Origin of the sequence: Bacillus sp. JJ864, from assembly GCF_036963045.1 — a bacterium.
GTDB classification, from domain to species: Bacteria; Bacillota; Bacilli; order Bacillales; family Bacillaceae_G; genus Bacillus_A; species Bacillus_A pseudomycoides_C.
On sequence record NZ_JBALLY010000225.1, the window covers coordinates 1 to 12,595 of the forward strand.

General features: G+C 33.4%; 11 protein-coding genes. All 11 read right to left on the reverse strand.

Annotated features, from left to right (window positions below; translation table 11 throughout):
* Positions 1–17: 17 nt before the first annotated feature.
* Positions 18–950, reverse strand: coding sequence for an aldolase (locus V7024_RS23525; protein ID WP_335524458.1), 933 nt, complete (start codon positions 948–950; stop codon positions 18–20).
* Between the two features lie 93 nt (positions 951–1,043).
* The gene (locus V7024_RS23530) at positions 1,044–1,169 is read right to left on the reverse strand and encodes a paeninodin family lasso peptide (RefSeq protein WP_020061971.1); all 126 of its coding nucleotides are present in this window, start codon (positions 1,167–1,169) and stop codon (positions 1,044–1,046) included.
* Between the two features lie 4 nt (positions 1,170–1,173).
* On the reverse strand, positions 1,174–3,120 hold the full coding sequence (locus V7024_RS23535; RefSeq protein WP_335524459.1) for a lasso peptide isopeptide bond-forming cyclase: 1,947 nt from the start codon (positions 3,118–3,120) through the stop codon (positions 1,174–1,176).
* Positions 3,121–3,631: 511 nt separating this feature from the next.
* On the reverse strand, positions 3,632–3,970 hold the full coding sequence (locus V7024_RS23540; protein WP_335524460.1) for a helix-turn-helix domain-containing protein: 339 nt from the start codon (positions 3,968–3,970) through the stop codon (positions 3,632–3,634).
* Positions 3,971–4,143: 173 nt separating this feature from the next.
* On the reverse strand, positions 4,144–5,295 hold the full coding sequence (locus V7024_RS23545) for a DegT/DnrJ/EryC1/StrS family aminotransferase (RefSeq protein ID WP_335524461.1): 1,152 nt from the start codon (positions 5,293–5,295) through the stop codon (positions 4,144–4,146).
* Positions 5,296–5,306: 11 nt separating this feature from the next.
* Positions 5,307–5,942 (reverse strand): acetyltransferase, encoded by a 636-nt coding sequence (locus tag V7024_RS23550; protein ID WP_335524463.1) that lies wholly within the window; start codon positions 5,940–5,942, stop codon positions 5,307–5,309.
* The gene (locus tag V7024_RS23555; protein ID WP_335524465.1) at positions 5,939–6,553 is read right to left on the reverse strand and encodes a sugar transferase; all 615 of its coding nucleotides are present in this window, start codon (positions 6,551–6,553) and stop codon (positions 5,939–5,941) included. The genes V7024_RS23550 and V7024_RS23555 overlap by 4 nt, the downstream gene beginning before the upstream one ends.
* Before the next feature lie 126 nt (positions 6,554–6,679).
* Complete coding sequence (gene galE, locus V7024_RS23560) at positions 6,680–7,720, reverse strand: UDP-glucose 4-epimerase GalE (protein WP_335524466.1); 1,041 nt, start codon at positions 7,718–7,720, stop codon at positions 6,680–6,682.
* A 220-nt stretch (positions 7,721–7,940) separates the two neighbouring features.
* Positions 7,941–10,442: a hypothetical protein gene (locus tag V7024_RS23565; protein ID WP_335524468.1), complete on the reverse strand. Its 2,502-nt coding sequence runs from the start codon at positions 10,440–10,442 to the stop codon at positions 7,941–7,943.
* Between the two features lie 512 nt (positions 10,443–10,954).
* Positions 10,955–11,722 carry a glycosyltransferase family 2 protein gene (locus V7024_RS23570; RefSeq protein WP_335524470.1) on the reverse strand — a complete coding sequence of 256 codons (768 nt, stop codon included), beginning with the start codon at positions 11,720–11,722 and terminating at the stop codon, positions 10,955–10,957.
* Positions 11,723–11,758: 36 nt separating this feature from the next.
* Positions 11,759–12,595, reverse strand: an 837-nt coding sequence (locus tag V7024_RS23575; protein ID WP_335524471.1) for a lipopolysaccharide biosynthesis protein, incomplete at its 5' end; no start/stop codon positions are given.

The window sequence follows — 12,595 nt, forward strand, 5'->3', positions numbered from 1 at the left end:
TATAAAAATGACTACTATTAATTTAGTCCTTCATGTATAGAACTTAAAACAAGAGATGCAAGTTCGCGCGCTGTAAATCTTGAAGTTGGACGACGTAATTGAAACATATTAATTTTGTTTACCATATTTGTAGAAACTGTAAAATGCCATTCCATCAATCCTAATCGCGGGACTAGAAAATTGCGAAATGTATGATGAAATAATGTACGAAGACGCTCAAGTCCTTCAATTTGAATCATTTCAATGCTCTCATCCTCTGTTTTTACTAATTCAATCACACCTACAAGAGGTAATGGATCCGCAAAAAATTGCGAAGATACAGGGACAGCATACTTCGTTTCTCTTTCAAACAACGGACGATAATGTGTGGTTTCCATTCCAAATTCATTTAAGCTTTCCTGCCACAGTTTTTGTTGTGGATAAGATGGCATAACAAATGGAGTACCTTCACAAGAAAGAGACACAGCAATAACATCATCACTTAAAAGTTGATACCCTTTACGTAAAAATGCAGAAGAAAGCGTTGATTTTCCAGCCCCCGAATCACCAATTAAAGCATAAGCCTTTCCATTAATGGCGAGCGCACTTCCATGTAACGGAAGTATTTTCCTCTGTATTAATAACGCTCCCATACAAGTTCCAAGAAGATAAAGCCGTATTTTATCTTTTTCCGCTCCTGGTAGAGGTGAAAAAGTAATTTTCCTACCTTCTTGTATAGAAAATGTAGCGGTTTGAGGGACTTGAAACATTACTATATTTTTCTCCACTACAAATCTTTGCTCATATTTAACATTATATTTACACCATTGCTCCGATAAATCAGCAATTTCAATGATGATATCTGTCCTCTGTGTTGGTTCATTCATTTGCGGCAATTCTGGTAAAGGAATCTCACTTTCTATTCTTAATCCGAAAGCTTTGTATATTACGTTTCTCCCGGTAGCCAACATTTTCCTCACTCCACACTAATAACAATTTGTTTTTAAAGCTCTTATATAAATTCATACTATATAAGAGCTTTAAACACATACAAACCTTATTGTTTAGCTATACTTTACAGGATCATCTGGATCGGGCTGAACTGCATCCGGAATTTTATGTCCTGGTCCAGCCATTGTCATATTAATATCAAGCACTTCTAGTACTGGTTTCTTCCATTCTTTTTTCATCATCTCACCCCCTTTCAATTAAATTTTTTATAAATCGATACACAATTAAACTACGCATTAAAATTCTAAAATCTAAATCAAATGCATATTCTGGCCTCGGTTCTTTTTGAATCTTTAAAATCGCTGCCTTAATTACTCCTATATCTAGAAATTCAGAGATTATAGGATCCATGCTAAGCTGTTGAAGTTCCTCGATAAATTGATTCCAAGAAGGTGCCATACGACACACCCCATCTGCTCCTTGAACACCTCGGACGCGCTGATTTAACCTCACCTTATCAGGGAGATAATTTTTTGTTGCCCTCCGTATAAGCGCCCGATCTAAACCATTTTGAACATATTGCTCTTCCGGGACTGATAAACAAAATTGAATCATTCGTAAATCATTCGTTGGATCACGATTCCATAAAGAGTAACGTAAAGATAATTTCGTTTCATACGTTCCATTTATACTCCAGTAATACAATTGTTCAAATTGTTGTTTTTTCATCTCGTATGCATTCGAAGTCAAAGAACCAGTCATATCGATATCATGCTCTTTAAGCTTCTCTACAACGTTCATTTTCTTTGCAAATTCGGGATTGATTATTATAGGAAAAAGACTTTCCTCTTCCAGTGAAAATAGCCGATTTAAAGACGGAAACGCCTTTTTTCTTACTACTTTAAAAACTCTCGATTTCTTCACTCCTAAGTTTCTACTATATAAATGCAGTTCACGGAAAAAACGAAACCAATGCAGCTTTTTTAAAAGCATCGCTTGATAGTCTAAAACAGGGCCCCAAGATACTGTCCAATTCCCTCTTTGGCCACTTAAGAGTACACCGATTCCTTGCTGATATGCCTGTTCATAAACCCCTTTTAGCCAAAATGTATTCTCAAAAAATTTATATGGCATCTCTAATGTTTCCAGCCAATCATCAACTTCTGATAAGGGACTTCTTCCCGCAAAATCTAAATAGTGATCCTTTATATTTCCTACATGTTGTACAGTCGATTGAATAAAAGGTCTTTCATCAGCTACCCTGCCTTTATGTGTCCAATCTACAAACCCCTCTACTGGAACGTAACTAAACGTATGTAATTGTTTTTTTTCTGCACTTAAATCTCTTGCCGCAAAACTAACAACGGAACCTGAATCCAATCCTCCGCTCAAATGAGCTCCTACTTGATGATGAGTGCGCAAACGCTCCCTTATCGCCCTTTGATATACCTCCCGAAAGGCTTCTTCATATTCTTCATTTGACTTGAGCTGGAGCTTATCTCCAGCAACTAATGTACAATATCTAGAAAGCGTTACTCTTTCCTCCGTCACCAAGATTGTATGTGAAGGAGGAATCTGTTCTATATGTTTATAAACAGTAAGAGAAGGGTCTACCGATTCAAAATTCACTGGTATAGCTAGAAATTCAGCAAGCCATTGCTCGTTCAACTTCTTCTCTATATAGGGCAAAGTAAATAACGGCTTTATAAGCGTACAAAAAGCAAATCGGCGCTGGTCGCGGTAAAAATAAAGAGTCCGACTTCCAGAAAAATCCCTTGCTCCAAACAACTTTCTATTTCTCTTATCCCAAATTATAAAAGCAAAATCACCTACTAAATATTTAGGGGCATCTTCCCCCCATTTTTGGTAAGAGAGTAAAATCAATTTGCTGTCTGTCATGCTTTTTCTATCCGCATAATCCACTTGCAATCTCTCAAATAATTCATCACGATTATCGATAATAGCATCTGCTGTAATTGCCAATTGCCTTTCAGAATCATAAAAGGGCAATTGTTCCCCAATGGATTCCGGCGTAATCCATTGGGCATGACAGCCAAGAAAAACATTCTCTTTGTGCCATATTTGAACATCGTCAGCAGGATATTTTTGTAAACACTCCATTAGTCCCTTACTGTATTCAGTTGATATAGGCTCGTCATTAAAATGAAATATACCTGTTATTGCACTCATTTTTTCCTCTCCCATTACGCAGAAAGTAAATAAAAACCCAATCGGATAAAGTAAAACTTTTATCAGTAGGACTTTGTTCATCCCTTACTGATCATTACCTCTCACGAATTGGGCTTTTACAGACAGTTCACAAGCATTCTTAATAAAGAACATACATGTTTAGTTCAATAAAAATAACCTACTGATAGTTGATTTTTTTAATTTAGTTGTTTTATCTTCCATAAATAGAACTATTATAAGTTATAAATTACCATTTCATCTTTGCAATGTCAATTAATTAACCGAATATTCAATCGATAATTATACCTTTAATGTCATTGTCTTATCTTCTAAAGATTTTCCATAAATAAAGATACTTTTACACCAAATTGGCAAACTATAAATTCATTTTAATTGTTCTACATATATGTCTCTGGCCATGCGGAACAAAACATAATTTGTTCTTGTTTTAACCCTTGCATTAGCCTATGAAACATAAAATCCATACAAATAACGAAAATAAACAAACCTTTCATTTGTTCACTCCTGAATTTTTCCATTTAATGAAATCTATCAATATTTTATAATCCTGTAACTTTTCTCTATCAACCCCAGCTTTTTTTAATTCATAAACAAAATCTATCCACTCTCTGTCAATTTGTTGCTTTATTTCCACATTCGTTTCAAGTAATGCATTAAGATTTACTTCCAATACCAATGATATCTTTTCCATCACATGAATAGACGGGTTTCGGTTTATATTTCTCTCAATATTACTTAAATAAGATTTTGAAACCCCCGCTCTTTCTGCTAGTTCAGATAAAGTAAGCCCCCTTTTTTTTCGAAATTGATAAATGTTTTTCCCAAGCATTCATCTATCCCCTTCTCCCATTTTTCATATCGTATAATTCTCTATACGGAAAACAATGATTTATCATTTTTTCAAAAATCGTTAACATGTAAACTCTTTATGTTTAAACGTATTTTTACAATAGTAATTCACATAAAAGAAGCCCTTCCTGCTTCTACATAGAGGACTGTATTTTATAAGACGTTTTTGATACATTGAATGACCCTTCGTTGATCCTCATCTGTCATGTTCGAACTAGAAGGAAGACATATCCCCCTTTTAAATAACTGCTCCGACACATGATTATTTATACTATGAGAATAATATTTCATCCCTTCAAAAAGCGGCTGCATATGAAGCGGTTTCCAAACCGGACGAGCTTCAATATTTTCTTTATCTAAAGCCCTTAGTAATAATTCAATTGATATGCCTGCTTCTTTTTCATCGATCGTTAACGTTGTAAGCCAGCGATTCGAAGAAGTATTTTTTAATTCGGGCATAAAGTAAAATCCAGGCAGGCTGGATAATTCTTCGTAATACCGCTCGAATATAAATCTTCTAGCCCTTACTCTCTCATCTAATACCTCTAATTGAGCTCTTCCAACACCGGCCAATATATTGCTCATTCGATAATTGTAACCCAGCTCACTATGCTGGTAATGGAGCGCTGTATCTCTTGCTTGGGTAGCTAAAAACCGAGCTTGCTGTAATGCATCAATGTCATCAGAAACAAGCATTCCTCCACCAGAAGTGGTAATAATCTTATTACCATTAAATGAATATACGCCAAAATCCCCCAATGTACCACTTGCTTTTCCTTTATATGTAGATCCAAGCGATTCTGCTGCATCTTCAATTACAGAGACATTATATTTATTAGATAATGAAAGAATTTCATTCATCTTGGCACTCTGTCCATATAAATGAACAACGATAATAGCTTTTGGCAATGTCCCTTCTTCATCCGCATCACGTAATGCACGCTCCAATGCTTGAGGTGACATATTCCATGTTTCTGGTTCTGAATCAATAAATATTGGTTCAGCTCCTAAATATACAATTGGATTGGCACTTGCTACAAAAGTAAGAGTTGAACAAAATACCTTATCTCCTTTTTGGACATCCAATAACCGCAATGCCAAATGAATAGCAGCAGTGCCCGAACTAACCGCGGCAGCCCCCTTAACTCCGACAACTGATGCAAGTTCTTTTTCAAAAGCATCTACATTTGGACCAAGAGGAGCAATCCAATTTGTATCAAATGCATCTTGAATATATTTTTGCTCATTGCCACTCATGTGCGGAGAAGAGAGATAGATTCGTTTTTTTTGTTGAGTCCTTACCATTTTTCTCCCTCCTATTGCCTTACTTCATTGATAACTTTGGCAGGAATACCGGCAGCAGTACAATTAGGCGGAATATCATGTATTACAACGGCTCCCGCTCCAATAACAGACCATTTTCCAATATTTACACTTGGAATAAGAGTAGCTGCTGCTCCTACACGCACACCTTCTTCTATGACGATAGAACCTGTAAGTGTAACATGAGGAGAAATATGAACGAAATCTCCTATTCTATTGTCATGTTCAACAATAGAACTTGTATTTATAATGGCATGATTACCAATTCGCGTGTCGGCATTAATCACAACATTAGGCATAACAACGGTTCCAAGTCCTATTTGAGCACTTGGGCTAACAACAGCTGTTTTATGTATTAATGTTGCATAACAATCATCTGAAAGACCTAATTTTCCGACAATTTCTTCTCTAATTTTATTATCCCCAATTGCAATCACAAATTTTATTTGATTAAAAGATTTAATCATTTCATGTGCAGTTAAAATAGGTCCGAAATAAATATTATCTACAATAGTTATATCTTCATATCGGTCATCTAAATATCCAATGATCTCATATCCCTTATTCGATAAGATAATATCCTGTACAACCTTACTGTGACCACCTTGTCCGATAATTACAATTTTCATTCGTTACCCTCTCTTACAGTTAATTTTGTACCTGTAAAACGTTTCATTGTTACATGACCAACTTGGTTTATTCCTTCCGATTTAAATACTTTTATTACTGTAAGAAATAATATTTTCATATCGAGTAAAAAAGATTGATGATTTACATACCATACATCAAGCTCAAATTTTTCTTCCCAAGTAATTGCGTTTCTTCCATTCACTTGGGCCCAGCCAGTAATTCCCGGTCTTACATGATGTCGTTTAGCTTGTTCATTGGAATATAAAGGCAAATATTCCATTAATAATGGTCGTGGTCCTACTAAACTTAAATCTCCTTTCACAACATTTAAAAGCTGCGGCAACTCATCTACACTATATTTTCTGAGAAATTTTCCAAACGAAGTCAATCTAATTTCATCAGGTAATAGTTCACCATGACTATCTCTTTCATGAGTCATTGTACGAAACTTATAAAGATAAAAAGGGTTTCCGTGTAGGCCTGGACGTTGTTGTTGAAATAGTATAGGAGATCCTAATTTCCATCTAACTAAAATTGCCACGACAAGAAGAATAGAAGAAAAACACAATAATAACGACAAAGAAATTAACAAATCGAAAAGTCGTTTCATTAGTAATCATGCTCCTAACCAAAATTTTTTGAGAACATCTTCTCATAAATAAATGGTATGAAAATATTTCATTTTATATTTCACAACAAATCCAAGAAATCATTTTTTCTCACTTCTACTTTCCTCTCAACCACCACTCATCTTTAGTGCATCAACTTCTCCATAACCGTTTGGATTCTTTAACTGCCATCTCCATGAATCTTCACACATCTTTTCGATACCTTTTTGGGCAACCCATCCTAACTCTAGTTTGGCCTTTGTTACATCTGCATAAGAAACAGCTACATCGCCAGGACGACGATTTACAATTCTATATGGAATTTCCTTACCTAAAACCTTTTCAAAAGCAGTAATTATTTCTAATACACTATACCCACGACCAGTCCCCAAATTATATATTTCTACCCCATTAGATCCCAATATTTTTTCAAGGGCTCTCAAATGTCCAATTGCAAGATCTACAACATGTATATAATCTCTTACACCTGTTCCATCTTGTGTTGGATAGTCATTACCAAAAACCTTTAATTCACTTAACTTTCCTACAGCCACTTGTGTAATATATGGGATAAGATTGTTTGGAATGCCACTTGGATCTTCTCCAATTTCTCCACTTTTATGCGCTCCAATAGGGTTGAAATAGCGTAAAAGAGCAACGCTCCAATCATGGTCAGATACATACAGATCACGTAATATTTCTTCAATCATCTGTTTTGTACGTCCATAAGGGTTCGTTGCTCCAAGTAAACAAGCTTCAGATATTGGTACATATTCCGGCATTCCATATACTGTAGCCGAGGAACTAAAGACTAGCTTTTTTACATCATATTTTTTCATCACTTCACACAACCTAAGGGTCCCTGTCACATTATTTTCGTAATACCAAAGTGGTAAAGAAACTGACTCACCAACAGCTTTCAATCCCGCAAAATGGATAACAGCATCAACCTGATTTTCTGAAAAAATCTTGTCTAATGCATCCTTATCTTGTAAATTTACCTGATAAAATCTAAAATCTTTTCCTGTGATTTTACGAACGCGATTTAAAGCTTCTGGTTTGCTGTTTGAAAAATTGTCTACCACAATGATTTCATAACCAGCATTTAGTAGTTCTACACATGTGTGAGTGCCGATGTAACCTGCTCCGCCTGTGATTAGAATTTTCATGTATTCTTACCTCCTAAAGCGATTATCATTTTTGAATTTTCCATAATGGTTGTACACCTTTCATTTCTATAATTTCATTTACATACACTCTATACTTGTATATAAATGTACTCCTCCTATTTCAAAAAAATTTATTTGGCAGTAGTATTTATGAAAATACATTACGAAATATTTTAACGCCTCATTTGCTTAATTAAAAAAAGCTAGAATAAAGTTTATTCTAGCTTGAAATCAATCCAAATGGTTTAAATACAGCTAAAACATTTACATACTCCCATATCACATTGCCATCCGAAGCTGTTCCGCTAGTATGAGAAGGAGAAGTTGTACCGCTAGTTCCTGCGACTATACATCTATAAACTTTTCCATTCGCATTTACTAAATTATCCATCGCATAATTCTTATTTACCATCCATGCATAATTGTTTGCTGTACCTGAAATGATACAAACCCATCCAACATATCCACCAACAGTTGGATTCATATTTAATAATAATTCCCCACGACTATATATACCAAATGTAGGTTCCGATGAAACCATTGCAACTAATGGAAAATTCCCTAATATATTTTTTTCCAATTGTGAATTTAATTTTTCTGTAAATTTAATATCTGAGTTAATTATGTTGTTATTTTGAGATACTACAATAGTCTTAGGAATAGGAAGTATTGAACCTGCTCTTCGGTATGCACCTTCTATCGTAATAGTACCTTTCGTATTAATCCCGATATCATTATTTGTAACTATAGTATTATCAGAAATGCTCAAATAATTTTCAGTAAATACTCTAAGAGTATGTTGGGATCCTAGAGAAGTAACTTTCCCATTCACCTCCAGGTAATTACCGATAATTTCTAATCTTGGTATATAAATAAATGATACTCCTGGTCCTCTGGCCTCATGGACTGCGAGGCTATATGATTCATCCCAAATGATTTGATTATTCCGAAAGCTATGTGTACTATACTTCTTATCTTTAGCTAATTTTTCTTCCCCATAGATATTGCCACCATCAAATCTAAAAGATTGATTTTTAAAAATCGTATTTTCAACTTTCATAGATTCTGATACCATCATTCGGCTATAGTTCGCTGTTTTTCCAGAGTGAATAAATTGGCAATTTTCAACATTTAAATTCCTAGTTCCTATATAAGTGCCTCCATTACATTCATTCGTTAGGAATTTTACATTAGAAAATGTAGCATTATCAGTTTGAGCATAACTAGCTGCTGCTATTCCTTTGGCTCTTCTAATTTCAAATACTGAATCACGTATCTCTAAATTTTTGTTATTAAAACCAAATACTCCGTCTTTTTCAGGATCATCAAAAGTTAATTTACAGTTGATAACTTTTACCGTTTCTCCACTTAAAAACACTGTACTTTTTGAAAAAACACAATTATCTAAAGTGGTATTCCCTCCTGTAATATTACAAGCTTGCCCAAATATAGAATCATTCCTAAATGTACAAAATGTTCCATCTGCCTCAACTCCGCTTGTTATAGATCTACCTGCAATAGATCCATAATACATATTATTTAAGGATAAATAATCATCACCACTTCCTGATAAATTAACAGTTCCTTTTAATTTATTATTTTCTAAATAAACCCCTCTAGTACTAACACACGTAAACGCTCCAGCTCTATTATCATATATATTAGAGTTTCTAATAGTTATCTTTTGATTCGTCATATACCCATCTTCAATATCAATCCCATAACCAGGATTACAACCTATCGAATTATTCATAGGATTGCTATTATTAAAAAATTCACAACTATCAAACGTTATAAATCTTCCTCCATTAACTGAGGCGCCAAGTCTTCTATTTTTTTGAGATTTACAATTAACAAAGTATACATATTGTGGAATTTTAGCACACATTACATAATGTAAATTACCATTCATTAAATCATAATTCTGGAGAAAGGAAAATCTTACTTTCGTTGTCCCTACTGGCATTGAATCAAGATATATAAATTCATAAGATCTTGTATTTCTATAACCTAAATATGAACCATTCTCTGCATAAAAATGTACCTTTATGATAGTTTTATTTAAGTTACATCCAGTTCCATATCCACCATATCCGTCTCCTGAGTAATAAAAATAACCAGCAGATTTCACCAAACTCCCAGTCACATCATAAAACCTTGTTACCGTTGTATAATTAGTTTTTATAGTGTCTAGATTCCCTTGACTATCAATATCTCCTTTTGCAAAATGAGCTGGATGCTGTACTCCACCTATTGCAGAAAAATCCATAGATGTCACATAGCCATCTCCTGTACATTCTCTAACATTACAATCTTTTATTAAAATGTTATAACAGGAATTTTTAATAGCGATTCCATGTCCCCATTCATGAGTGCCACCACTCGAATAATCATGCGTTTCTCTATCACCTTTTATTGTCGTACCTTCTAGTATTACGTTTTTAATGCTATCACAAACTATTACAGAATATCCTGTGAGATTGTTAGCTTCTTTAATAAATAGACAATCATAAAACTTATAATGTGTGTTGCTCCGAAGTATTAATGTCGAATTTTTATCTACAAGATAATTGCCTTTTGGTAAAATGACCGTTTGAAAGTCATTATTTTCTGCCCACATGAATGCATTATTGATGCCTTGAGTTGTTTCTATCGGCAACGTTCCATCGTTTTTGATACCCCATCGATCCAGTTCAATAATATAACAATCTCCAAGAGACAAAACTTAACACTCCTTCTAACCTTTATAATATAGTAAATGCTGCAGTTAGAAGACTGGTGTCAATAATTACATTATAAAATTAAGAAATAAACATTCAAAATCTCCAATTTGTTCCTACTTTAAATATAAGTTAGTAATACTTACTCTACTGGACATTTTCATCAATATCGTAAAAAAACATTTTTATATCTTTAAAATGCCATTTAACAATATTGATTTTTATTCTTATAACGATTTTCTTCAACAGCATTTAGATAAAATATTTATAAGAATTTTTCTTACTCTTGTACCTTTATACATACTTCCCCCTAGCTGATAAAGGTATTCTGTATCCTTATTTCTTATTGCATGTAAATAATCTTGAGGAAAAAATGTTATTGCTCCCTCGTTAGAAGCACATTTAATTAGAGTATTATTCGAAACATATAATTGAATTAAATCTTTTATCTCAAATTCTTTAAAGTTATTATTAAATAAATTTAATAAACATGCTTTAAACGTATTCAGTAGCATTATACTAATTCCATTGTAATTTTTTCTATAGTATCGTAATAATGCTCGTCAATTACTTCCTCTTGTATCAAATATCCATTAATCATATCTTCAAACAAAAAAGGCTGGTATTTGCTAGTAAATCCACCCTGCCGATAATAATAAAACGATTTATCAATTCCTTTTACCCTATTTACTTTTAACAACATTTCTAGATTATAGAAAAGATCATCCCCTAAGAAACGTATTCTTCTCAAATAATTCCCAGAACTTGCAAGCAACTCTCTTTTATATAACTTTGCACATAACGATGATGGAAATGGATGTCCATGAAAGTATGCAATTACTAAGTCCTTTTTAATTTCTTCTTCATCATAAATTTTACTCTCATTAAAATACCAACTTTTAACCTTTTTCTTAATCAACGTGCTATTTCCTATAACTCTATACATATTGCATATTGTAATATCTACATTATTTTTCAATGTTTCAATAGCTTTAGTAGTAATCCAATCATCTGCATCCACAAACATAACATACTTTGACTTTGAAGCTTCAACACCTTTTCTTCTTGTAGAAATACTTCCTTCGTTCTTTTTATTTATCACGGTTATTCGATTATCTTGTTGTTGATATTTCTTGCAAATAGTCAAACTGTTATCTGTTGAACCATCATTCACTAAAATTAATTCAAAGTCCTCAAAAGATTGATTAAGAATTGATTTTATACATTTATGAAGTTTTTCTCCTGCATTATAAATAGGTACCACTATACTTACCTTACTCATAAAATCCCTCCATAAATTTGCTTACCTTTTTCCTCCTTAACTTGCTTTATACAATTTCCATTTTCCCAATCGTTGTATTACCTTTTTAAAAGGCACTATAAATAGACCCTTTTCATATTTATTCATTCCCGTAAACCACATTAAAAGAGCATATGCTATAGAAAACACTAGAATTTTAATAATAAATACAAACCAACTGTCAGCAAGTACTAACTTATTTATTGTTCCTCCAAAAGCTAAACTAATTATAAAAGGAAAACTCATCCCAAAAATATTAATCCAAAATTTAGGTATGTCTATCTTTATCTTCTTCCAATAATAAAAATTCATAATAAGTATATTCCCTATAGTAAAAGCTACCGCTGTTCCAAGTGCACATCCTATAGCCCCCCACCACCGGGCAAATATTACACTTATAAAAATATTAACTATAGCTGTAATAGAATAAATTACCGATTTAAATGTTTGCATATTTTTCGCTTGAAGTATGATTCCTCCCATACTTTGTACTAGAGATACTATCATTGGAGCTAAAATGATGATAGCTATAACAAAAGCATCACTATAGTCTTTTCCGACCCATAAAATAATAAATTCCCTTCCAAAAACAATAAATCCACTTACAGCAAATGATAATATAATATATTGAACTCTCCCTATCCTGATAAATAAATCTGATACTTCTTTTGTATCCGAGACCTCTTTAGTTACCATTCCTGTCACTCTGCTTAAAAATACATTGGATATAGCAACAGAGAAACCTGAAAAATATCCAGTAAAAGATGCCCCTATTGTATATACAGAAATTGCTGCTGTACCACTAAATATGCCAAGGATAATTTGATCTGTAGACCAATATATCTTATCTATTAT